The sequence below is a fragment of the Eubacterium coprostanoligenes genome (assembly GCF_900167205.1).
Taxonomy (GTDB): Bacteria; Bacillota; Clostridia; order Oscillospirales; family Acutalibacteraceae; genus Eubacterium_R; species Eubacterium_R coprostanoligenes.
Map to the genome: position 1 here is coordinate 23,510 of NZ_FUWW01000010.1, position 22,375 is coordinate 45,884.

22 protein-coding genes are annotated in these 22,375 nt (G+C 41.3%); 17 read left to right on the forward strand and 5 right to left on the reverse strand.

Annotated features, from left to right (window positions below; translation table 11 throughout):
- Positions 1-105: 105 nt before the first annotated feature.
- The 5 genes from B5D29_RS05265 to B5D29_RS05285 are packed head-to-tail and all read left to right on the forward strand — an operon-like array spanning position 106 to position 4,575.
- Positions 106-1,431: an L-aspartate oxidase gene (locus tag B5D29_RS05265; RefSeq protein ID WP_078768535.1), complete on the forward strand. Its 1,326-nt coding sequence runs from the start codon at positions 106-108 to the stop codon at positions 1,429-1,431.
- A complete protein-coding gene (gene nadC / locus B5D29_RS05270; protein ID WP_078768536.1) occupies positions 1,403-2,260 on the forward strand; it encodes a carboxylating nicotinate-nucleotide diphosphorylase in 858 nt (285 codons plus the stop codon). Before B5D29_RS05265 ends, nadC begins: the two co-directional genes overlap by 29 nt.
- Positions 2,261-2,298: 38 nt before the next feature.
- Positions 2,299-3,072 carry a 5-deoxy-glucuronate isomerase gene (locus B5D29_RS05275; RefSeq protein ID WP_078768537.1) on the forward strand — a complete coding sequence of 258 codons (774 nt, stop codon included), beginning with the start codon at positions 2,299-2,301 and terminating at the stop codon, positions 3,070-3,072.
- Entirely contained in the window at positions 3,062-4,144 is a 1,083-nt protein-coding gene (locus B5D29_RS05280) for a phosphonoacetaldehyde reductase (RefSeq protein WP_159443405.1), read from the forward strand. Before B5D29_RS05275 ends, B5D29_RS05280 begins: the two co-directional genes overlap by 11 nt.
- Positions 4,141-4,575, forward strand: coding sequence for a hypothetical protein (locus B5D29_RS05285; protein WP_078768539.1), 435 nt, complete (start codon positions 4,141-4,143; stop codon positions 4,573-4,575). The genes B5D29_RS05280 and B5D29_RS05285 overlap by 4 nt, the downstream gene beginning before the upstream one ends.
- A gap of 69 nt (positions 4,576-4,644) precedes the next feature.
- Here the strand turns inward: B5D29_RS05285 and B5D29_RS05290 are convergent, their stop codons facing one another.
- Both B5D29_RS05290 and ilvA read right to left on the reverse strand, forming a co-directional pair.
- Positions 4,645-5,016: a RidA family protein gene (locus B5D29_RS05290; RefSeq protein WP_078768540.1), complete on the reverse strand. Its 372-nt coding sequence runs from the start codon at positions 5,014-5,016 to the stop codon at positions 4,645-4,647.
- A gap of 21 nt (positions 5,017-5,037) precedes the next feature.
- The gene (ilvA, locus tag B5D29_RS05295; protein WP_078768541.1) at positions 5,038-6,237 is read right to left on the reverse strand and encodes a threonine ammonia-lyase; all 1,200 of its coding nucleotides are present in this window, start codon (positions 6,235-6,237) and stop codon (positions 5,038-5,040) included.
- Between the two features lie 163 nt (positions 6,238-6,400).
- On the opposite strand from ilvA, the gene B5D29_RS05300 reads away from it, so the two are divergent.
- Entirely contained in the window at positions 6,401-7,255 is an 855-nt protein-coding gene (locus tag B5D29_RS05300) for a substrate-binding periplasmic protein (protein ID WP_078768542.1), read from the forward strand.
- Positions 7,256-7,317: 62 nt separating this feature from the next.
- On the forward strand, positions 7,318-8,214 hold the full coding sequence (locus B5D29_RS05305; protein ID WP_078768543.1) for a PHP domain-containing protein: 897 nt from the start codon (positions 7,318-7,320) through the stop codon (positions 8,212-8,214).
- 118 nt (positions 8,215-8,332) lie between these two features.
- Here the strand turns inward: B5D29_RS05305 and B5D29_RS05310 are convergent, their stop codons facing one another.
- Positions 8,333-9,859, reverse strand: a complete 1,527-nt coding sequence (locus tag B5D29_RS05310; protein WP_078768544.1) for a YifB family Mg chelatase-like AAA ATPase — start codon at positions 9,857-9,859, stop codon at positions 8,333-8,335.
- A 3-nt stretch (positions 9,860-9,862) separates the two neighbouring features.
- On the reverse strand, positions 9,863-10,867 hold the full coding sequence (locus B5D29_RS05315; RefSeq protein WP_078768545.1) for an acyltransferase family protein: 1,005 nt from the start codon (positions 10,865-10,867) through the stop codon (positions 9,863-9,865).
- A 128-nt stretch (positions 10,868-10,995) separates the two neighbouring features.
- Between B5D29_RS05315 and B5D29_RS05320 the strand changes: the two genes are divergently transcribed.
- The 6 genes from B5D29_RS05320 to B5D29_RS05345 all read left to right on the forward strand — a co-directional run bounded on the left by B5D29_RS05320 (position 10,996) and on the right by B5D29_RS05345 (position 17,957).
- Entirely contained in the window at positions 10,996-12,711 is a 1,716-nt protein-coding gene (locus B5D29_RS05320) for a phospho-sugar mutase (RefSeq protein ID WP_078768546.1), read from the forward strand.
- Between the two features lie 379 nt (positions 12,712-13,090).
- A complete protein-coding gene (locus B5D29_RS05325; protein ID WP_078768547.1) occupies positions 13,091-13,855 on the forward strand; it encodes a hypothetical protein in 765 nt (254 codons plus the stop codon).
- Positions 13,856-13,870: 15 nt separating this feature from the next.
- Entirely contained in the window at positions 13,871-15,142 is a 1,272-nt protein-coding gene (locus tag B5D29_RS05330) for an aminotransferase class III-fold pyridoxal phosphate-dependent enzyme (RefSeq protein ID WP_078768548.1), read from the forward strand.
- 56 nt (positions 15,143-15,198) lie between these two features.
- Positions 15,199-16,092 carry a transketolase gene (locus B5D29_RS05335; protein WP_078768549.1) on the forward strand — a complete coding sequence of 298 codons (894 nt, stop codon included), beginning with the start codon at positions 15,199-15,201 and terminating at the stop codon, positions 16,090-16,092.
- Positions 16,093-16,095: 3 nt separating this feature from the next.
- Positions 16,096-17,106 (forward strand): transketolase family protein, encoded by a 1,011-nt coding sequence (locus B5D29_RS05340; protein WP_078768550.1) that lies wholly within the window; start codon positions 16,096-16,098, stop codon positions 17,104-17,106.
- Positions 17,107-17,156: 50 nt separating this feature from the next.
- Entirely contained in the window at positions 17,157-17,957 is an 801-nt protein-coding gene (locus B5D29_RS05345) for a hypothetical protein (protein ID WP_078768551.1), read from the forward strand.
- Between the two features lie 413 nt (positions 17,958-18,370).
- On the opposite strand, the gene B5D29_RS05350 is transcribed toward B5D29_RS05345, so the two are convergent.
- Positions 18,371-18,703, reverse strand: coding sequence for an SCP2 sterol-binding domain-containing protein (locus B5D29_RS05350; RefSeq protein ID WP_242941750.1), 333 nt, complete (start codon positions 18,701-18,703; stop codon positions 18,371-18,373).
- Between the two features lie 191 nt (positions 18,704-18,894).
- Between B5D29_RS05350 and B5D29_RS05355 the strand changes: the two genes are divergently transcribed.
- From B5D29_RS05355 to nrdR, 4 genes are all read left to right on the forward strand, one after another.
- Positions 18,895-20,148: an aspartate aminotransferase type Ic gene (locus B5D29_RS05355; protein WP_078768552.1), complete on the forward strand. Its 1,254-nt coding sequence runs from the start codon at positions 18,895-18,897 to the stop codon at positions 20,146-20,148.
- Positions 20,148-20,933: a sugar phosphate isomerase/epimerase family protein gene (locus tag B5D29_RS05360; protein ID WP_078768553.1), complete on the forward strand. Its 786-nt coding sequence runs from the start codon at positions 20,148-20,150 to the stop codon at positions 20,931-20,933. The genes B5D29_RS05355 and B5D29_RS05360 overlap by 1 nt, the downstream gene beginning before the upstream one ends.
- Positions 20,930-21,817: a DMT family transporter gene (locus tag B5D29_RS05365; protein WP_078768554.1), complete on the forward strand. Its 888-nt coding sequence runs from the start codon at positions 20,930-20,932 to the stop codon at positions 21,815-21,817. The genes B5D29_RS05360 and B5D29_RS05365 overlap by 4 nt, the downstream gene beginning before the upstream one ends.
- 105 nt (positions 21,818-21,922) lie before the next feature.
- Complete coding sequence (gene nrdR, locus B5D29_RS05370) at positions 21,923-22,372, forward strand: transcriptional regulator NrdR (RefSeq protein ID WP_078768555.1); 450 nt, start codon at positions 21,923-21,925, stop codon at positions 22,370-22,372.
- Positions 22,373-22,375 lie beyond the last annotated feature (3 nt).

Sequence of the window (22,375 nt, forward strand, 5' to 3'; positions counted from 1 at the left end):
TTGTAACAATTTCTGACGCTGTTCTATTGACATTTTACTGGTAACGATATATATTTAAATAAGTATAGTTAAAAATAAAAAAATTTATTATAGGATTTTAAGAGTATGAAAAATGATAATTTTATAAAAACTAATACAGTAATTGTCGGTTCCGGCGTAGCCGGACTTTTTGCCGCACTTTGCTTGCCGAAAGAACAGGATGTTTTGGTAATCACCAAGGAAAATCTTGATGACTGCGATTCGTTTTTGGCACAGGGCGGAGTGTGTGTTCTTAAAGACATAAACGACTTTGACTGCTATTTTGAGGATACTATGAAAGCCGGACATTATGAGAATAATCCGGAGTCTGTTCGTGTTATGATTGAGTCGTCGCAGGATGTCATCGGCACGCTTATTGATTTGGGAGTAAAGTTTGATACCGACGGTGACGGTGAATACGACTACACTCGAGAGGGTGCACATCGCCGCAACCGTATTCTTCATCACAAGGACGAAACAGGCAAGGAAATAACCGCAACGCTTCTTGACATTGCAAAAACAAAGACTAATATTACATTTGTTACACGCACAACAATGATTGACCTAATTGAAAAAGACAATGTGTGCTATGGCATTGTTTGCTATGATGAATATGGCGAAAAAGGTGCAATCCTTGCAGACAATGTTATTCTTGCAACAGGTGGTATAGGTGGTCTTTTCAAGAATTCAACAAATTATCCGCATATTACAGGCGACTCGTTTGCTCTTGCTCTCAAGCATGGCATTGAGCTTCAAAATATGAACTATATTCAAATTCACCCAACTACTCTTTACAGCAAAAAAGAGGGCAGACGCTTCCTTATCAGCGAGAGTGTAAGAGGTGAGGGCGCTGTGTTGCTCAACGAAAACGGTGAGCGTTTCACAGATGAGCTTCAACCGAGAGATGTTGTTACAAATGCTATTGTCGAGGAAATGAAAAAGTTTGGCACAGACCATGTGTATCTCAATCTTCCTACTATGACAAGCGAGGAAGCAAAGAAAAGATTTCCAAACATCTTTGAGGCTTGTATGGAAGAGGGATACGATATGACAAAGGACAATGTTCCCGTAACCCCTGCACAGCACTATATGATGGGCGGCGTCAAGACCGACACAAACGGCGTAACTTCTATGAAAAATCTTTATGCCGTAGGCGAAACCGCTTGCAACGGTGTTCACGGCAAAAACCGTCTTGCATCAAATTCGCTTCTTGAAAGCCTTGTTTTTGCAAAGCGTGCAGCCGATACAATTGCAAATGACACTTCGGTTAAACCGAGTGATGTTCCTGAGGTTGACCTTGAAAAGTACACTTCAAAGGAAGAAATACAAAAAGAATTTAAACATATTATTATGGACGAGATAAAGAGAAAGGACCCGGATTTTTATGCTAAATGGTGTAACGATGAAGATTAATGTTGATGATTACATTATCAACACATTAAAGGAGGACATCACCTCCGAGGATGTAAGCACAAATGCCGTTATGCCCGAGGACAAGCAAGGCAGAGCAGACCTTATTTGCAAGCAGGACGGCATAGTTTGCGGTCTTGATGTTTTTGAACGCACATTCAAAATCCTTGATGACACAAGCCGGTTTGAGGCTAATTTTAAGGATGGCGATTTTGTGAAAAAAGGCGATTTGATCGGTGTAATTTACGGCGATGTAAAGGCTATTTTGTCCGGCGAAAGAACTGCACTCAATTATCTTCAGCGTATGAGCGGTATTGCCACTATGACAAGAGAATATGTAAACGAGCTTGACGGCTACAAGACTGTTTTGCTTGATACAAGAAAAACCACACCTAATATGCGTCCTTTCGAAAAGCACGCTGTTAAGGTCGGCGGCGCAACAAATCACAGATATAATCTTTCTGACGGTGTCCTTCTCAAAGATAACCACATCGGTGCAGCAGGCTCTGTTACAAAGGCTATCGAAATGGCAAAAGCTTATGCTCCGTTTGTAAGAAAAATAGAGATAGAAACCGAAACTCTTGAGCAGGTCAAAGAAGCTCTTGACGCAGGTGCAGACATCATTATGCTTGATAATATGGACAACGACACTATGCGCAAGGCAGTTGAGATGATTGACGGCAAGGCTCAAACAGAGTGTAGCGGTAATGTAACAAAAGAGCGACTTAAGGAAATTGCAGAAATCGGTGTTGATTTTGTTTCTTGCGGTGCTCTCACTCACTCTGCAATGATTATGGATGTCAGCCTTAAAAACCTGAAAACTATTGATTAATCTATAAATATTCAAACATAACTAAAAGGGGTGTTGTTATGCTTTACAAACCACAGTTTGACGAAACGGGAAGAAAATATCTTTGCCGAATGAACGGCGAAAACAGCGATATGCTGATGGATATTTATGTTAAGAAATTAGCCGATGGTGAAGTTTTGACCATTGAAGATGAGAGCAACGAGTGTGCAATTCTTCTTCTTAAAGGCGCAGTCAATTTTGCTGTCGGAGATAGTATAAACGAGGATTGTGAGCGTGCAAATCCGTTCCAAAGAACACCGTATGCCGTTCATTTTTCACACGGCACAAAGGCTGTTGTAACCGCTCACAAAGAGAGTGAAGTTATTGTTCAGATGACCGATAACGACAGAACTTGGGCACCTGTTTTTTATAATCCTGATAATTGCTTGTATCAGGAATTCGGTAAAGGACAGTGGGGTGGCACAGGTCACAGAATCGTGTCCACAATGTTTGACCTCGACAATGCACCGTATTCAAATATGGTTATGGGCGAAGTGTTCAATCAGCCGGGCAAGTGGTCGTCATATCCTCCTCATCATCACCCACAGCCGGAGGTTTATTATTATCAATTCGACCACGAAGAGGGCTTTGGCGCAGGCTTTGAGGGCGACACTCCGTACAAAACAGAAAACGGCTCTTGCCTTTGCATCCGTGGGGGCAATGCTCATCAGCAGGTGACCGCACCGGGTTTTGAGATGTACTATGTTTGGATGATTCGTCACCTTGACGGTGACCCGTGGGATAAAACAAGGATTTATGTTCCGGAATATGAGTGGTTGGCAAATGCAGAATAAAGGTATAATTCTTGAAAGTTATCAGCAGATTAAGGATATTTTTGAGCAAAACAATGTCAAAAAGCCTTTTGTTTGCTGTGGAAAGAGCTTTCAACAAACAGAAATTTTTGAATATTTAAAGCAGTTTAACATTGTTGTTTTTGACAATATCAGACCGAATCCGAGGTTTGAGGATATGGTTGACGCTGCCAAGATTTTCAATGATGAGGGTTGCGATTTCATAATTGGTGCAGGCGGCGGTTCACCGATTGACAGTGCAAAAATGATTAGACTTATGGCAACAAATGATGTGTCAAAATGCCTTAAAGAGCCTATGGAAAACAACGATATAAAGTCGCTGTATATTCCGACAACCGCAGGCACGGGCGCAGAGGCAACAAAGTCGTCTGTGTTCTACATCAATGAGGTTGACAAGATAAGCGTTGCAAATCTTGATTTTTTGCCTGATTATGTGATTCTTGATTCAAGCCTCTTGTCAACACTTCCGCTTTATCAACGCAAGTGCACAAGTCTTGACGCTCTTTGTCATTCTATCGAGAGTTATTGGTCTGTAAAGGCAAACGACGAAAGCCGTGAATATGCCAAAAAGGGAATACTTGGCTTTATGGCAAATAAGGACGGATATATCAACAACACACCTGACGGCAATGAGGGTATGCTTTGGGCTTCTTATTATGCAGGCAAGGCTATCAACATCACGGGCACAACTTCGGCTCACGCAATGTGCTATTGCATAACAATGAACTGTGGCACTTCTCACGGTCATTCCGTGGCTTCGGGCTTGTCTGTTATTTGGGAATATATGCTCAATAACAGAGGCAAGGAGGCGTACGCAGGTGCGTATGACAGATTCGACGAAATCGGTGTCCTTTTAGGTGGCAAGGATGCAAGAGAAGGGCTTGAAATTTTCAACGGAATTCTCAAAGATTTTGAACTTCCTTATCCAAAAACAGATGAAAAGAATATCCCGATTTTCACATCAAAGGTTGATGTAACCCGTCTTGGCAACAATCCTGTCAAATTCACATCCGAAGATGTTTCGAATATTTACAAAGAGGTATTTTCAAGATGATGAAAAAATCTTTGAGTATATTGCTTGCGGTTATTGCGTTGGCGTCTGTTTTCTCTGCGTGTTCAAAAACGGAGCAACCGCCAAAGGAACAACCGTCAACAACCGAAGTGCAGGAACAGTTTTATGATGCAAAGGGAAATGCCTATTCATCAAAGTTTGATGTCTTGTTTTATGATGAACAGGGCACAGCATATAAACTTGAAATGACCGAAGATTATTTGCCTGATTATGTCAATCAAACAACAGGCGAAAAGTTGAACGGCTTTCAGTGCTATGTGACCGAGCAGGGCAATTTTTATTTTGACAAGGATAATAAGCTGTCGCTGAAAAAGGACAGTATGTCAATATATTACGACAGCAATAAAAATGTTTACTACGACATTTCAACCGTTTCTTGGGAAAAAGACGGCACAATGAAACATAAAAATTAAATACATATAAAAATAAAAAATCGTGCAGTGTGCCCCAACTGCACGATTTTTTGTTTGTCTTGTTTTGTTTTATAATTCGGCGATAAGTTCAACCTCGCAAAGAACGCCCTTTGGCAAATCTTTTACTGCCACACAGCTTCTTGCCGGCTTTGATGTGAAATACTTGCCGTAAATCTCGTTGAAAGCGCCGAAGTCGTTGATGTCTGCAAGGAAGCAAACAGTCTTTACAACTTTGCTCATATCAGTGCCTGCCGCTTCAACAACAGCCTTAAGATTTTTGCAAACTTGAGTGGTTTGCTCCTCAATTGTTTTTGCCTCAACTGTGTTGGTTGCAGGGTTGATTGCGATTTGACCCGAAGTGAAAAGCAAGCCGTTTGCCTTTACTGCCTGTGAATAAGGTCCGATTGCGTTTGGTGCATTGTTTGTTGCAACATATTCCATGATTTTTATCTCCTTTGTTTGTTATTCCAATACTTTAAATCCTGCGTCTGTAAGAGCTTTTTTAACAGCAACAATGTGCTCAAAGTTCCTTGTTTCAACGCCGATTTTAAGATAGCAGTCTGTAATGTTCATATCAAGGTCGGTTGAGTCGTAGTTAACGGAAACAACATTTGCGCCTTGCTCGGCAACAATTTGGCTTACGCCTGAAAGCTGACCCGGTTTGTCAGACAAAGCAATAACAATGTCTGCGGTTCTTCCGCCCATTTTAAGACCACGCTCAATAACTCTTGAAAGGATTGTGACATCAATATTACCGCCCGATACAACGCAAACAACATTTTTGCCGTCTACATCAGGAATTTTGCCGTTCATAACAGCGGCAACAGGCACAGCGCCCGCACCCTCTGCGATAAGCTTTTGTTGCTCCAAAAGTGTGAGGATTGCAAGTGCGATTTCGTCATCTGTTACGGTAACAATTCCGTCAACATATTCGTTGCAAATGTCATATGTAAGCGAACCCGGAGTTTTAACCGCAATACCGTCCGCAATAGTATTTACATAGTCGAGTGTTTCGATTTCGCCGTCTGCAATTGAGTGTTCCATAGACGGAGCACCGGCAGCCTGAACACCGTATACCTTGCAGTTAGGCTTCAACTGTTTGATTGTGTAGGCAATACCGCTGATGAGTCCGCCGCCGCCGATTGGCACAACAACCACATCCGCACTCGGAAGTTGATTGAGAATTTCAAGTCCGATTGTGCCCTGACCTGCGATAACATCAGGGTCGTTGAACGGATGAATAAATGTAAGACCCTTTTCGTCTTTGAGTTCAAGTGCTTTGTTGTATGCGTCATCATAAACACCTTTTACAAGGCAAACTTCTGCGCCGTATCTCTTGGTTGCTTCTACCTTGCTGATAGGAGCACCGTCAGGCAAGCAGATAATTGACTTTATGCCGTTCTTTGTGGCTGCAAGCGCAACGCCCTGTGCGTGGTTACCCGCAGAGCAAGCGATAACGCCCTTTTTCTTTTCTTCTTCTGTTAATTGACTGATTTTGAAGTATGAGCCTCTGATTTTGAATGAACCTGTAACTTGCAGGTTTTCTGTTTTGAGATAAACATTACAACCTTGGTGTAGATTCGGTGCCGCAATTAAATCTGTTTCTCTGATGATTTCTTTGAGAATTGTTGAGGCTTTGTACACTCTGTCTAATGATAACATATGATTTTCCTCTTATTCTTTGTAATAGTAATGATTATATTATAAACCTTTTATTATCATTGTCAAGAAAGTTGAGTGTAAAACATATGCAAAAAATGGTATAATTTCTTGACTTTGATTTGTGAATATTATAAAATTGAATTATACGAATGGGGGAATCCTTATGAAATTAATCAAAAAAATAGGAGCTGTGCTTTGTGCTGTTGCAATCATTGCAATGTGCTTTGCCGGTTGTTCAAATCAAAATGCCGAAAAATACGGCACTGATGTGGCTGTAATCGGGTACACAAAAGAGGCTGCACCGTTTATTACAGATGTCAAAAACGGCAAGGCAAAAGGTTTTGAGCCTGAGTTGTGGAATGGAATCTTTGACAGTGTAAAAGGCGATCTCAAATCTTTCCGTTACGAACAGGTTGCCGATGGTTATATTCTTGAAGAAGACGGCGGATTTTTTGACAGCAATAACAGGGAATACAGTGCGTGCCTGCTTTTCGGTGCTGTGTCAAAAAACAGCGGTACTTTCAATAAGGACTATTCATACACAGAACCTATTGTTACAAACAGAGTAATCACTCTTGTTCCAAAAAACAGCGGTATTAAATCATATGCAGACTTTTCGGGTGCAAAGGTTGCAGTTGTCGGTGACACTGCAAAAACTGCTTTTGAAAAGAATTCTGCCATATCCGGTGCTTGCGCAAGTGTTGATGTTGTGCCTTTTGACAACGCTGTAAATGAATTGAGCAAAAAGTATGACGCAGTAGTTGTTGACGAATTTACATATCGCCAAACAGAAACCGCAAAGTCTGACAGCTTCAATATTCTGAACGGCGAACTTGACACAATCGAGTATGTTATCGCTTGTGCAAAAAACAGCGGTTGGAAGGATTCAATCAATGAGGCTATTCGAGAAATGAAGTCGGAAAACTACGGAAAAGGTGACGAGTTCACTCCGCTTGTTGAAAAGTATTTTGGCTACAATGCTTCGTCGTTTGATTATCAAGCTGACGGTGATGAATAATAGTAAATCAAACTGCTTTGCAAATAATAATGCAAGGCAGTTTTTGAATATACGGTGATGATATGAAAGTGGATTTGCATATTCATTCAACTTTTTCGGACGGCACACTTACCGTGCCTCAAATTGTTGAATTTGCAAGAAAAAATAATTTTGAATATATTGCGATAACCGACCATAATAATTTTCAAAGTGTAGGTGTTTTAAAGGGAATGACTGATGAATTGCCACACAAAATCGCAGGCATTGAGCTGTCAACAAAGCATAACGGCAAAAAGCTCCATTTGCTCGGATATTTCAATGTTAACAGCGATTTTGACAGCGAAAAATTTGCTCCTTTAAGGGCGCTTATTGACAGGGAGGCAGAGTCAAAATCTGTTCAGGTTAGGCAGATGATTGACAATCTTTCGGTTGATTTTGATGTCAGCTATGATGAATTTTTGTCAATGCTTAACGGTGACGGTTTTGTCAATCGTGTTCATATTGCAAGGTATCTGACGGATAAGGGAATCACAGATTCTGTGAGCAATGCGTTCAAGACCGTAATCAATACAAAATCAAAGTATTTTGTCAAGCGTAGAGAAATGACCTTTGAAGAGGGTTTGTATGCTGTTGTGCAATGCGGCGGATTGCCGAGTATCGCTCATTTTGTTGAGTATAGATTTACAGATGAGGAAATAGATGAAATAGCGACTATCACGGCAGATGCAACCGACACGGTGGGTGTCGAATTGTGGCATTACAAGCAAAATGCCGACTTTCGCCGGCAGATAATTGAGAGGTGCAAAAAATATAATAATCTTAATATTGTCTTTACGGCAGGCTCTGATTTTCACGGAGCAAACAAGGTGCAAAATATCGGTGAGATTTCACCTGACGAATTGAGCGCAGAAGAACAACGATTTTTTGATGACCAAATCAAACACACACTTGAAGTGTTTAAAAACAGAAATATAATCTAAAACCTTATGTGCCTCCTCTTGCGTGAGCAAGGGGAGGTGGCAACACGAAGTGTTGACGGTGGGGTTGACAAAATGAAAAGAGTTGGATTTTGTCCAACTCTTTTAAACTTTTTATGCGTTATAATCCCCAATATTTTCTGTCGAGTGCTCTGTATTGCAATGCTTCTGCAATGTGCTGAACCTCGATGTTTTCGCTGTCGTCAAGGTCGGCAATTGTTCTTGCCACACGCAAAATCTTGTCGTATGCTCTGCCCGACATTCCGAGTCTTTCAAAGCTGTTCTTCATCATTGCGTTTGCTTGCGGTGACATTGTGCAATATTTTTGAGTTGCAGACGGTGTCATCTTTGCGTTGCAACTGATTTCCGTGCCCTCAAACCTCTTTTGCTGAATGGCTCTTGCCTTGTCAACACGCTTTTTGATTTCTGCCGAGCTTTCGGCTTTCTCCTTGCTTGATATTGTTTCGTATTCCACATTTTGCACTTCAATGTGAATGTCCATTCTGTCAAGCAACGGACCCGAAATCTTGTTTTGGTATTTTCTCTTTGCTGCGTCTGTGCATTTGCACGGTGTTGTCGGATGCCCAAGATAACCGCACGGGCAAGGGTTCATTGCGGCAACAACCATCAGGTTTGCAGGATAACTGACTGTGCCTCCTGCACGGCTGATTGTAACTCTTGAATCTTCAAGCGGTTGTCGCAGTGATTCCTTTGTTCGTCTGTCAAATTCAGGGAACTCGTCCATAAAAAGTACGCCGTTGTGTGCAAGCGACAGTTCACCCGGTCGAAGATTTGTTCCGCCACCGGTCAAGCCCTGTGCAGAAATTGTGTGGTGCGGGCTTCTGAACGGTCGTTTTGATATAAGCTTGACATCTTCGGGCAACATTCCTGCAACCGAATAAATTGCTGTTGTTTCTATTTTTTCATCAATTGTCATATCAGGCAAAATTGAACCGATTCTTTTTGCAAGCATTGATTTACCCGTGCCCGGAGGTCCAATCATAATCAAGTTGTGTGAGCCTGCCGCAGCAATTTCAATTGCTCTTTTTGCGGCTTCTTGACCTCTTACATCAGCAAAGTCAAGCTGTTCTGCAAGGATGTCGTCCTCGTTTATATCGTGCGAAACAGGCTCAATCAGTTTGCCAAAATCAAGGTGAGAAACAATTTCTTTTATGCTCCTTGCAGGGAGAATATCAATGCCTTTAACCACACTTGCTTCAAATGCGTTTTGATACGGCACAAAAATTGCCCCCAAGCCTTTTTCCTTTGCTCGCAAAACCATCGGCAAAACACCGTTTGCCTTTCGAATTTCGCCATCAAGCGACAACTCACCTATGAATGCAAAATCATCCAAATTCGCTTTGATTTGACCGCTTGCTTTTAGTATCGAAACGAGTATAGGCAGGTCATATACAGCTCCTGCTTTTTTGATGTCGGCAGGGGCAATGTTGACCGTTATTCTTGAAACAGGGAAGTCAAAACCACAGTTTTTGATTGATGCTCTCACACGCTCACGGCTTTCTTTAACCGCTGTGTCAGGCAAGCCAACAAGGTCAAACCTTGGCATACCGGAGCTGAGGTCTGCTTCAACTTCAACATCGTAACTTTCTATTCCTAAAAGTCCTTCACTTTTTACTTTAGCAAACATAGTTTATCCTTTCAGCTTTTCTTTGCGTGAAAACAGCTTTTGTGATACCTGATTGAACATCGGATTTCCACAGAAATACGCAGTCAGTATTGCAACAGGAATGATTAAATATGCCCAACTGTTTGGAAAAACGGATTTAAATATATTTTGAATCTTAATCACATATATTGCTATGTGTATGATAACATAATGGAACATATATATTCCGAGGGTGCGTTCACCCAAAGAGGTAAAGCCTTTGATTTTTTTCCTCGGAATAAGGCTAATAAGCAAAAATATTGCCGCAAATGAAATTGCATATGTCAAAAGTCGCAGTTCCCATCCGTAAGGTGCAAATCTGCCCAATTCCGAATATGTGTGCCTTGCCGTATTTAATCTGCTGATTTTGTTTGCTTGCTTTGGATAGAAATATATCAGCAAATAAATTGCAACAAAAAATATTACAGCCGTGATTTTTATGCTTATCTTGTTTGTTGCTTTTTCGATTTTTTCACTGTCAAGGCAGTAACCAAGATAGAAAAACGGATAGAATATCAGTGTTCGCATCCAAGTGAAAAAGTCGGGATTTTCTGTTTGTGCAAATTCGCACATAACGCCTATAATCAGTGATAATATAAATATGTATTGTGGTTTGTAGTCCTTTAGCACCATTGTAATTAGGAACATAAAGAACATAGACATTAAGTACCACGGCAGTCCGCTCGGACTGAACAGTTCAATTGTAGGTTTCCAACGAAGTGCCGATGCCGACAAAAACATTATTACCGTTGTTGCAAAAAAGCAAGTTAAGTACGGCAACACTTTTTTGATGTCTTTTTCGTTCACGGCTCTTTTTGAGAACAATCCTGTTGCAAAAATAAAAGCCGGCATATGAAATGAATATATAAAAACATATATTCTTTGCATAATATCGTTGTCAGCTCTTAATTGTTGCGTGTAATGACCTATTACAACCAATATAATCAACAGGAATTTTAGGTTGTCCCACAATGCAATTCTCTTTTTCATCTTATCACCTATGAGTAAATTGTTAATAAATATTATACATTATATTTGAAATATTGACAATACAAAATAATAAGTTTAAAATAAGCTTGAATTTTCAAATAAATATTTAATTGATTAAGGAGTTTCTTATGGACATTAACGCTTTATATAACGAGTGGTTGCAAAAGGCAACAGGCGACCCTGACCTTACGGCAGAACTTGAAAGCATAAAGGGCAATGACGATGAGATATTGGATAGATTTTATCGTTCACTCGAATTTGGTACTGCCGGACTTCGTGGAGTAATCGGAGCAGGCACAAATAGAATGAATATTTACACTGTCGGCAGAGCAACACAGGGACTTGCGGATTTCCTCAACGCTCACTACGATTCACCGTCTATTGCAATCGGCTACGACAGCAGAATTAAATCGGAATATTTCAGCAAAGAGGCGGCAAGCATTTTGGCTGCAAACGGAATTAAGGTTTATCTTTATGACGAGCTTGAGCCTACTCCTTGCCTTTCATTCGCAATTCGTCACTTCCACACATCAAGCGGTATTATTCTCACCGCTTCACACAACCCTGCAAAGTATAACGGCTATAAGTGCTATAACCCAAAGGGCTACCAAATGACTGATGAGGAAGCGTCGGAAACATACGAGTTCATCCAAAAGGTGGATTACTTCACAGGTATCAAAAAGGTTGATTTTGACAAGGCTGTTGCCGACGGCACAATTGAATATATCGGTCAGGATGTTATCGAGCTGTTCCTTGATGAAGTTCAAAAGCAGTGCATCAATCCTGATATTGTAAAGAATGCGGACTTGAAGGTTATTTACACTCCACTTAACGGCACGGGCAACAAGCCGGTTCGTGAAATTCTCGACAGAATCGGTGTTAAGAATGTTTATGTTGTTCCGGAACAGGAATATCCTGACGGCAATTTCCCAACTTGTCCGTTCCCAAATCCTGAAATCAAGCAGGTGTTCGAACTCGGACTTGAAATGAACAAGACTATCAAGGCAGATTTGCTTCTTGCAACCGACCCTGACTGCGACAGAGTGGGCATTGCCGTTCCTGATGATAAGGGTGAGCCTGTTCTTTTGAGCGGTAATGAAGTTGGTGCAATGCTCCTCAATTACATTCTTTCAGAGCGCAAAGCAAATGGCACATTGCCGTCATCTGCAATTGCCGTAAAATCTTTTGTTTCAACCGACCTTGCAGAAGTTATTGCTAAAAAGTATAACTGCACATTCAAGAATCTTCTCACAGGATTTAAGTATATCGGTGAGCTTATCACAAATCTTGAAGCAGAGGGCAGAGCAAGCGATTTTGTTATGGGTTTTGAAGAAAGCTACGGCTATCTTGCAGGCACTCACGCAAGAGATAAGGACGCAGTTGTCGCTTCAATGCTTATTTGCGAAATGGCAGCTTATTATAAAACAAAGAATATGAATCTTGTTGATGTTATGAATTCTCTTTATGACGAGTTTGGCTACTATGCAAATGTTGTTGAGTCATATACCTTTGAGGGCGCAGCAGGTATGGACAAAATGGCTTCTATTATGGACACTCTCCGTACAAATCCGCCAAAGGAAATTGCAGGTATGGCAGTAACAGCCGTGTCTGATTACGAAAGTTCAACAATCACTTATGCAGACGGTTCTCCGTCAAAGACTATTGATTTGCCAAAATCAAATGTTCTTGCGTTCGACCTTACCGATGGTAACAAGCTTATTGTCAGACCGTCAGGCACAGAGCCAAAAATCAAGGCATATATCACTGCAATCGGCACAGATAAAAACAGTGCACACAACCTTGCAGATACTTTGGTTGAGGCAGCCGGAAGATTTATGGAATAAGAGGAATAGCTAATGAACAGAACATGGGTAAAAATAACGGCTATTGTATTGGCAGTGCTCATGGGACTTAGCGGTCTTACTGCCGGTGTATTTGCGTTTATAAATTAATGAAGTTTAATCGGATAACCGTTGGGTTGTCCGATTATTTTTTGCCCAAAATGACTTTGATATTTATTTGTCAAGCCGTAATTTCAAAGTAAAATATTATAATGATACAAAAAGTTGTGGTATATTTTGTGATAAATGTATAAAATTGAATTAGTTTACATTTATTTAATATATTTTGTTGATAAAAACTGTGACTTATGCTATAATTTCAATGTATATTAGGCATTCGTATGTTGAATTTTAGCAACGACAGAATTAAGGAGGAATTGTTTTGAAAGAAGCAAAATCAATGGCATTTGTCAATGCGTACGGCGTTCTCGCAACATTAGAGAACCTTTGCGATATGGTTGACGAAGCAAAAGCAGTTTGCCGAGGACTCAAAAAGCCTGTTTCATTGTGCTTTGATGTTACAGACGGTCCTTGCGTAACTTATCATTTCACACAAGATGGATGCAAAATGACAGAGGGCGACTATGGTTGCACCTGCAAGATGAAGTTTGCATCTCCTGAAAAATTCAATGCCCTTATTGATGACAGCAAGCCTGGTATTCCTGCAAAGAATATCGCACAGGTTTTGTCATTCCTTATGGGTCCTTTCACAAAGCTCACAAATATCTTGACAAAGTATCTTATGCCGAGTGAAGAAGATTTGAAGGATAAGGATTTCTTCAGAAAGTCAACTATCCTCACAATGTACACAATCGGCGGTGCTATTTGTGCATTAGGCAACACTGATTCAATCAGCAAACTTTCTGCATCATATATCCCTGACGGCGACATTCAGATGGGTATCACAGACGCTTGCTATGTAACAATCAGAGCAAGAGATCATCACCTTGAACTTATCAAGGAAAAGCCTGACACTCCAAGAGCAGTTATGGAATTTAAGACTGTAGAGCTTGCAAATGCACTCTTCAACGGCACTGCATCAACAATGGCAGAGCTTTGTGCAGGCAACATCTATATGTGCGGTATGATTAATATGATTGACAATATCAACAGAATTCTTGACAGAGTTGCTGTATATTTGGGCTAAGGAGGACACGGTATAATGAGCAAATTCCCTGAATATAAACACGAAAAATCACAAGAGTGGTTCAACAGAGCCCTCAACGCAATTCCTTCAGGTGTTTACGGTCACCTTGGTCCGTCTGAAGGCTTGTTCCTCCCAATCACAAAATGGCCTTTGATGTCAGATCACGCAAAGGGCACATATTTTTGGGATGTAGACGGCAATAAGTATCTTGACTTTATGTGTGCTTACGGTCCAAATGTTCTTGGCTATTGTGATGAGGATGTAGACGCAGCCGCTATGGCACAGCTCAAGCAGGGCAACTGCACAACTTCTCCGTCATATAAGATGGTAGAGTGTGCCGAACTCCTCAAGGATACTGTTGCAACAGCAGATTGGGCATTCTTTATGAAGAACGGCTCTGACGCAACAACTTTCTCTGTAATGTGTGCAAGAGCACATACAGGCAAAAAGAAGATGATGTTCTTCAAGGGCTACTATCACGGTGACTTCCAGTGGGCACAAAAGGCTGACTATCCGGGTATTCTCCCTGAAGAAGTAGAAAACAATGTTGTTGTTCCTTGGTTTGATATGGACGCTATGCAAAAGGCATATGATGAGGCAAACGGCGATTTCGCAGGTCTTATCGCACAGCCATATGACCACGGTAACTTCTTTGATAACACAACTGCAACCAAAGAGCAGTGGGCAAAGGTTCGTAAGTTCTGTGACGATCACGGTATGGTTCTTATCATCGACGATGTTCGTACAGGTTTCCGTCTTGACCTTGCCGGTTCTGACCATTACTATGGCTTTAAGGCAGACCTTATCTGTTTCTGTAAAGCACTTGCAAACGGCTACAATATGTCTGCTGTATGCGGTCAGGAGCATATGAAAAATACTGCTTCATCAGTTGTATATACAGGTTCATATTGGATGAGTGCCGAGCCATTCGCTGCTTGTCTTGCTTGTATTCCAAAGATGAAGAGACTTGATACACCTAAGATGTTCAGAGAAAAGGGTACACTCCTTTGTGACGGTCTTGTTGCCGCAGGTAAGGAGCACGGCTTCAACCTTAAGGTTTCAGGTGAGCCTGCACTTTTCTATCTCCGTATCGCAAACGATGACAGCCTTATGCTTCATCAGGAGTGGATTGCTGAATGTGTAAGCAGAGGTTTGTTCCTTGCTTCTCACCACAACCACTTCATGAACGCTGCCGTAACAGATGAGGACATCAAGCTCGCTGTTGATATTGCAGAAGATGCTTTCGGCGTTGTTGCTGCAAGACACCCGGAGTTGGGTCTTAAGTAATTTGAATTAAATAATTTTTGGAGTAAATTATTTTAATAAAAGAAAGGGGTATTTTTATGCCAGCAAATTATGTGCCATTCGATAAAGAAGAATGGCTCCGCCTTGAAAAAAAGGCTGACTTTTTAAGACGCTACTGTTTGCAGACTGCCGTATGGGGCGGTTCGGGACATGTAGGCGGCTCGTTATCTGCAATGGATTGTATGACAATTCTCTACAATCGTTTTATGAAGATTGATCCTCAAAATCCGGATATGCCGGACAGAGACCGTTTTGTTCTCTCAAAGGGTCACTGTGCAGTAGGCTACGCTCCTGTGCTTGTTGATTGCGGTTTTATGCCTGAAGAAGAACTTAAAATCTTCAACCTTACCGGTGCAAAAATCGGTATGCATATGGACTGCAACAAGGTTAAAGGTGTAGACTGCTCAACCGGTTCACTTGGTCACGGCCTTTCTCTTGCAGTAGGTTTTGCACTTGCAGGCAGAGTAAACGGCATTGACTATATGAACTATGTTCTTACCGGTGACGGCGAGCTCAACGAGGGTTCAAACTGGGAGGCTGCAATGAGTGCCGCACAGTTCAAACTTTCAAATGTTGTTGTTTTTGCCGATAACAACAAGTGTATGATTGACGGTCGTGTTGATGATGAAATGAAGGTTGAACCTCTTGATAAGAAGTTCGAGGCTTTCGGCTTCAATGTTTTCCGTGTTGACGGTCATAATATGAAGGAACTCAACGACGCTATCGAAGCTGCTATCAAGAATCATCAGGATGGCGGTGACAAGCCGACAGCTATTATTATGGACACATTTAAGGGTGCCGGCGTTGACTTTATGCAGGATGACTACAAGTGGCACTACGGTTCACTTGATGATGAAAAACTTGCAAAAGCATATGCATCACTTGACAAATATTTGGCAGAGCGTTGTGCTCGTGTAGAAAAGGAGGCGTAAGATATGGGTGGTATGTCTTATACAATGACAGATACAACAAAGCTGTCAACAGCAGAATGCTACGGTATCGCTCTTTGTGAGCTCGGTGAAGAACATAAGGATGTTGTCGCTCTTACAGCCGACCTTGCAAAATCAACAAAAATCGGAATGTTCGGTGAAAAGTTCCCGGATAGATTCTTCAATGTAGGTATCGCAGAGCAAAATATGTTCGGTGTAGCAGCAGGTATGGCTAAAAACGGATTGATTCCTTTTGCTTCAACATTTGCTATTTTCACCGCAGCAAGATCTCTTGACCAAATCCATACAGACATTTGCTATCAAAATGTTCCTGTAAAGATGATTGCAACTCACGCAGGTACATCATTCGGTCAGGCAGGTTCAACTCACCATGCACTTATTGATATGGCTTGTATGAGAACTTTGCCTCACATGACTGTTATTTGCCCTTGTGACGGTGCAGAAACATACAATGCAGTTAAGGCTGCTTATGATATTGAGGGTCCTGTTTATATTCGTATCAACAGAGGTTTCGACCAGGTTATCTATAAGAGCCCTGAGGAGTGCAACTTCGTTTGGGATAAGGCTTCTGTTATGAACGAAGGTACAGACATCACTGTTATCGCTTGCGGTTCATGTGTATTCGAGGCTATGCAGGCTGCTCGTATCGCTGCATCAGACGGCGGTCTTTCAGTTCGTGTTCTTAATATGCACACAATCAAGCCTATTGATAAAGAGGCTGTTCTTTCAGCAATTTCAGATACTCGCCGTATCATCACTGTTGAGGACCACGAAGTTATGGGTGGTTTGGGCTCAGCTGTTGCAGAGGTTGTTGCTTCTTCAGGTAAGGCTTGTGCATTCAAGATGCTCGGTCACCAAGACGCATTCTCAACAATCGGCTTGCAGGAAGACCTTCTTGCTATGGCAAAGATTGATGCAAACGGTATCGCAGAAACAATTCAGGAAATGATGCACGCTGATTTTGAGGCAGACGATGCTTGGGATGATGAGTTCTAAAGAAAATTCACCAATCTCAATTGTTATCTAACCGAAAGGAGTGTATTATTATGCCAAGCGATGAGGTTCGCTACACAAATAAAGTCTTTATGGCGGGCGCAATGCCACTTTTAAAGACTATTGCTACCGATGTTCCTGAACTCAAAAAGAAGTTTGAGGGCGTGGACGCAATTTATCAAGTTTCCGCAAGGGTAAATGCGGAAGATGTTGAGGCTGTTCACTTTATTATCGAAAACGGTGAATGGACTGTTAAGCTCGGTGAATATCTCGGACAGAAGAAGATTGATGCAGAGCTTGCTTTTCCGTCAATGGAAAAGATGAATGAATTTATGAAGGGCAAGGTTGCAAACCTTCTCCCTGCTTTGAGAATTAAGAATTTCGGCAAGTTCTTGAAGTTTATGCAGGTTCTCCTCAAGATGTCATCACTTTTGGGCATCAAGGACCCTGACAGCGTTGATGAGCCAACCGCAATTCTTCTTTGCAAGCTCTATTTCTACTTGCTTTCATCGGGTATCTCACAGCTTAATAAGCTCGGACATCCTGACATTCACGAATGGGCACTTAAATCACCTGACCGTTGCTATCAATGGGAGGTTATCGGCCATCCTGAATGTACAGCGTATATTCGTATCAAGGCAGGTAAGTCGAGAGCCGGCAGAGGCGAGTACAAGAGAGCAAAGCCGTTCTTCAATATGAAGTTCGACTGTCCAAAATCTGCTCTTATGATTCTTCTCGGCACAGGCGATATGTTCAAGATGACTGCTGAAAAGCAACTCATTATGGACGGCGGTCCTGAATTTGGTGTTCAAATCGGCGACTATATGATGCTTGTCGGAGCACTTGCTTCATAAAATAAAATCATAAAACAAAAATCGAGGCTACGGATTTCCGTAGCCTCTTTGTGTACTCAGCCGTTAGTTACAACCGCAACCGCAGTCGTTGTTGTTGAAACCGCCACATAAAAGAAGGATGATGATAAGGATAATTACCCAAGAAGAATTACCGCATCCGCAATTATTGCAACAACCCATTGTGCGACCTCCTTTCGTGTTTTCTAACTCATACTATGAAAATCGCACGGAAGTGTTACAATTGAAAAAACCACACTGAATTTCGATGTGGTTTGCAGAATGTATTGTCTTATTGTCGCTTAAAAGGATATGAACACCGTAGGGACGAACTGTGTTCGCCTAATTACTTTTTTTATAAATAAAAAGCCTCCCTTTATATCAAAAGGGAAGCCGTGTTTGATTATGTGGCTTTTTTAGCCCAAGAACTTTGTCATCTCAAGTGCCGCATTTACGTCGCCGTCAACTGTGAGTTTGCCGGTTGTGAATGCAACAACAGGGTTGAGTTTGCCGTTGATGAGCTTGATCCAGTTTGTGCCGTTGATGTGAATAATAGCATTTCTGTCATAATATTCATAAGGCTCAACATGTACCTGACCGTCTTTTATTTCTATGTAAAAAATGCCGTTGACTGCTTTGCCTTCAATGTTAATCTGAAAAGCCATTGTACCTTGTACGTTTGAAACATCTGCGTTGTAGAATTTTGTTCTGGTAGCTGACACGATTGATTCATATGTCATACCTGCCATGATAATTCCTCCTTAAAATTTATTGTACTTATATTTTATCATACAATATACATAAATGCAATAGTACTTTTATAGGTACATTTACCAAAAAATAAGGCATTTTGGATGCTCTTTTATATTTATGGTATATTGAATGTTGTCTGATTTTGTGATAAAATATTTCAGTAATTTAAATATAGTGAGGAATTTTTATGTCTGAATACAGAAATATGACAAAAGAGGAACTTCTTGCAGAAAAAGAAACTCTCCTTAAAAAGTTTGATGAATTTAAGGCAATGGGTCTTAATCTTGATATGTCAAGGGGTAAGCCGTCAAAGGAACAACTTGACCTTTCAATGGATATGCTCAAGCCTATTGATTATACAGAGGACGGTTTTGATGTTCGTAACTACGGACTTCTTGACGGTATCAAGAGCTGTAAGCAACTTTTTGCCGATTTGCTCGGTGTTGAAGCAAAGAATATCATCATCGGTCCGTCAGCTTCTTTGAACCTTATGTATGACTATATCTGCCAGTGCTATTGCGAGGGCGTTCTCGGTTCAACTCCTTGGTGCAAACTTGACGAGGTTAAATTCCTTTGTCCTGTTCCGGGTTATGACAGACACTTCACAATTTTGGAGCACTTCGGCATTAAAATGATTAATGTTCCTATGACAAGCGAAGGTCCTGATATGGATGTTATCGAAGAGCTTGTAAAGGATGAAGCCGTAAAGGGTATGTTCTGCGTGCCAAAGTATTCAAACCCACAGGGCATCACTTTCTCTGATGACACAGTTCGCCGTATTGCCGCACTTAAGCCTGCCGCAAAGGACTTTAGAATCGTTTGGGATAACGCATATTGTGTTCACGATATTAAGGACGAGGGCGACACACTTCTCAACATCTTTGATGTTTTGGGCGATAACGAGGATATGGTTATTGAGGTTTGCTCAACTTCAAAGATGACTTTCCCTGGCGCAGGTGTTTCTGCACTTGCTGCAAGTGATGCAAATATTGCACAAATCAAGAAAAGACTCAACTGCGAAACAATCAGCTATGACAAGATGAATCAACTTCGCCATGTAAAGTTCTTTGGCAATGTTGACGGACTTCTTGCTCATATGAAGAAGCACGCAGCTATTATGAAGCCAAAGTTCGATATGGTTATTGAACATCTTGAAAATGAACTTGGCGGTTTGGGTATCGCTGAATGGCTCGATCCAAAGGGCGGATATTTCATCAGCCTTGATGTTATGAACGGCACTGCAAAGAGGGTCGGCGAGCTTTGCAAGGAAGCAGGAGTAACTCTTACAACAGTCGGCGCAACTTATCCGTACGGTGATGACCCTAACAACAGCAACATCCGTATTGCTCCGTCACTTCCTCCTGTTGCAGAACTTGATCTTGCAACACAAATCCTTTGCACAAGCGTAAAACTTGCGGCAATAGAAAAGTTGGTGGGCTAATGCAAGTAGGTGCTTCATCATCCTGCTTCTTTCCGTTGGTAACGGAAAAGTCGCTTGATAATGTTTTATCTCTCGGATTCAAGCAAACAGAGGTGTTTTTCAACACTTCTTCAGAGCTTGAGGAGCCGTTTGTAAAGCAACTTCGCAAAAATACGGACGACCACGGAGCAAAGGTTTTGTCGGTTCATCCGTTTTCATCAGCACTTGAAAGTAACTGCATCTTTGCCGAATATGAGCGTAGATATGACGATTTTATCAGTCTGTATCAAAAGCATTTTCACGCTGCCGCTCTCCTCGGTGCAAAGAATGTTGTTATTCACGGTTCGGTTGCCGTTCAAAAGAGAAATATGAGCGAGGAATTCTATTTCGACCGCTTCGCTTCTCTTGTTGAACTCGGCAAAAAAGAGGGCGTCAATGTTTGTCAGGAAAATGTTGTTCGATTCAGAAGTCAAAGTGTTGATTTCCTTAAAAGAATGAGAGATTATCTCGGCGATGATTTTCATATGGTATTTGATGTAAAGCAGGCTATCCGCAGCGGTTACGACCCGTTTTATGTTGCCGATGAATTTAAAAATGAAATCACACATATTCATTTGAGTGACAATACTCCCGAGGTTGATTGTATGCCTCCGGGTAGGGGAACTTTCGATTTCAAGCGTTTGTTCCAAATGATGAACGATGCCGATTATAAAGGTGGATATGTGATAGAGATTTATTCAAAAGGCTATGATGTTATGAATGAATTAGCCTTTAGCAAACAGTATTTGGACAGTATTAAATTATGAATAAGTTAAGCAACAAGACAAAGGGAATTTTATGTATACTCTTTTCCGCATTATGCTTCAGCGGAATGAGTTCGTTTATCAATCTTTCGGGGGATGTTCCTGTTCCGCAGAAGGTGTTTTTCCGCAATCTTGTTGCTCTTTTTTTCGCTTCGGCGGTTTTGCTGAAAAATCACGAACCGTTTAAACCTACAAAAGGATGTCTAAAATATCATTTTTTGCGTTCAAGCGTGGGTCTTTTGGGAGTGTTCGGCAATTTTTATGCTACAACCCATATGGCACACACGGCAGATGCGGCAATGCTCAACAAACTTTCGCCGTTTGCAACGCTTCTGTTCTCCGCAATTTTTCTCAAAGAAAAGGTTAAGCCAAAACAGGCGGTTGCGATTATTGTAGCCTTTGTTGGTGCAATGTTCGTTATCAAGCCTACAATGTCAAACATTGAGATTGTGCCGTCAATTGCCGGTTTTGTGGGCGGACTCAGTGCCGGTGCAGCATATACTTGCGTTCGCCATATGGCAAATAAGGGCGAAAACGGCAGATTTACAGTATTCTTCTTCTCCCTGTTTTCGGTTGCTGTCACAGCGCCTTATCTGATTTTTAATTATTCTCCAATGACGGGTAAACAGTTCTTGTATCTTATGCTTGTAGGTCTTTGTGCCGCAGGCGGTCAGTTCGGAATTACCGCCGCATACGGCTTCGCTCCGAGTAGCGAAATCTCAATTTTCGATTATTCAAATATCATCTTTACTGCTATTGAAGGCTACTTTTTCCTCGGTCATCAAGTGCCCGACACCCTATCCGTAGTGGGCTACACAATCATCATTGCCATGGCAGTTTGGATGTTTATATACAATAACAAGGATAACTCGCTCAAAAAAGCATAACATAAACTATATATAGATTTGTTGTTTTTCTTGCATTTTTCTATATGTTGTGGTATAATAGCAATTATTCAATAAGAAACAACTGTTGCATTGGAGGAAAATGCTATGAAATGTCCGTTTTGCGGTTATACCGAAAGCAAGGTTATCGATTCTCGACCGACCGACGAAAATGAGCGTATTCGCCGCCGCAGAGAGTGTATTCAGTGTTCAAAAAGGTTCACCACCTATGAAACCATAGAGGATGTTCCTGTTATTGTAATCAAAAAAGATAGGTCAAGAGAAGTTTTTGACAGAAATAAAATTCTCAAGGGTATGCTTCGTGCCTGCGAAAAGCGTAAGGTTACCGTTGCAGAACTTGATGAAAAGATTGATGAAATTGAGGCACAGCTTCAGTCATCGGTTGACCGTGAGGTTTCTTCATCTCGTATCGGTGAGCTTATTATGGAAAAGCTCAAGGAAATTGACGAAGTTGCCTATGTTCGTTTTGCATCGGTTTATAAGGAATTCGATTCTGCCGAATCATTCCGTGATGAACTCGCAAAACTCGGTGAATAAAAT

What these genes read in the sequence shown, in the direction of transcription:
- B5D29_RS05265 (WP_078768535.1), top strand. Translation starts at nt 106, where the DNA reads ATGAAAAATGATAATTTTATAAAAACTAATACAGTAATTGTCGGTTCC.
- nadC (WP_078768536.1), top strand. Translation starts at nt 1,403, where the DNA reads ATGCTAAATGGTGTAACGATGAAGATTAATGTTGATGATTACATTATC.
- B5D29_RS05275 (WP_078768537.1), top strand. Translation starts at nt 2,299, where the DNA reads ATGCTTTACAAACCACAGTTTGACGAAACGGGAAGAAAATATCTTTGC.
- B5D29_RS05280 (WP_159443405.1), top strand. Translation starts at nt 3,062, where the DNA reads ATGCAGAATAAAGGTATAATTCTTGAAAGTTATCAGCAGATTAAGGAT.
- B5D29_RS05285 (WP_078768539.1), top strand. Translation starts at nt 4,141, where the DNA reads ATGATGAAAAAATCTTTGAGTATATTGCTTGCGGTTATTGCGTTGGCG.
- B5D29_RS05290 (WP_078768540.1), bottom strand. Translation starts at nt 5,016, where the DNA reads ATGGAATATGTTGCAACAAACAATGCACCAAACGCAATCGGACCTTAT.
- ilvA (WP_078768541.1), bottom strand. Translation starts at nt 6,237, where the DNA reads ATGTTATCATTAGACAGAGTGTACAAAGCCTCAACAATTCTCAAAGAA.
- B5D29_RS05300 (WP_078768542.1), top strand. Translation starts at nt 6,401, where the DNA reads ATGAAATTAATCAAAAAAATAGGAGCTGTGCTTTGTGCTGTTGCAATC.
- B5D29_RS05305 (WP_078768543.1), top strand. Translation starts at nt 7,318, where the DNA reads ATGAAAGTGGATTTGCATATTCATTCAACTTTTTCGGACGGCACACTT.
- B5D29_RS05310 (WP_078768544.1), bottom strand. Translation starts at nt 9,859, where the DNA reads ATGTTTGCTAAAGTAAAAAGTGAAGGACTTTTAGGAATAGAAAGTTAC.
- B5D29_RS05315 (WP_078768545.1), bottom strand. Translation starts at nt 10,867, where the DNA reads ATGAAAAAGAGAATTGCATTGTGGGACAACCTAAAATTCCTGTTGATT.
- B5D29_RS05320 (WP_078768546.1), top strand. Translation starts at nt 10,996, where the DNA reads ATGGACATTAACGCTTTATATAACGAGTGGTTGCAAAAGGCAACAGGC.
- B5D29_RS05330 (WP_078768548.1), top strand. Translation starts at nt 13,871, where the DNA reads ATGAGCAAATTCCCTGAATATAAACACGAAAAATCACAAGAGTGGTTC.
- B5D29_RS05335 (WP_078768549.1), top strand. Translation starts at nt 15,199, where the DNA reads ATGCCAGCAAATTATGTGCCATTCGATAAAGAAGAATGGCTCCGCCTT.
- B5D29_RS05340 (WP_078768550.1), top strand. Translation starts at nt 16,096, where the DNA reads ATGGGTGGTATGTCTTATACAATGACAGATACAACAAAGCTGTCAACA.
- B5D29_RS05345 (WP_078768551.1), top strand. Translation starts at nt 17,157, where the DNA reads ATGCCAAGCGATGAGGTTCGCTACACAAATAAAGTCTTTATGGCGGGC.
- B5D29_RS05350 (WP_242941750.1), bottom strand. Translation starts at nt 18,703, where the DNA reads ATGGCAGGTATGACATATGAATCAATCGTGTCAGCTACCAGAACAAAA.
- B5D29_RS05355 (WP_078768552.1), top strand. Translation starts at nt 18,895, where the DNA reads ATGTCTGAATACAGAAATATGACAAAAGAGGAACTTCTTGCAGAAAAA.
- B5D29_RS05360 (WP_078768553.1), top strand. Translation starts at nt 20,148, where the DNA reads ATGCAAGTAGGTGCTTCATCATCCTGCTTCTTTCCGTTGGTAACGGAA.
- B5D29_RS05365 (WP_078768554.1), top strand. Translation starts at nt 20,930, where the DNA reads ATGAATAAGTTAAGCAACAAGACAAAGGGAATTTTATGTATACTCTTT.
- nrdR (WP_078768555.1), top strand. Translation starts at nt 21,923, where the DNA reads ATGAAATGTCCGTTTTGCGGTTATACCGAAAGCAAGGTTATCGATTCT.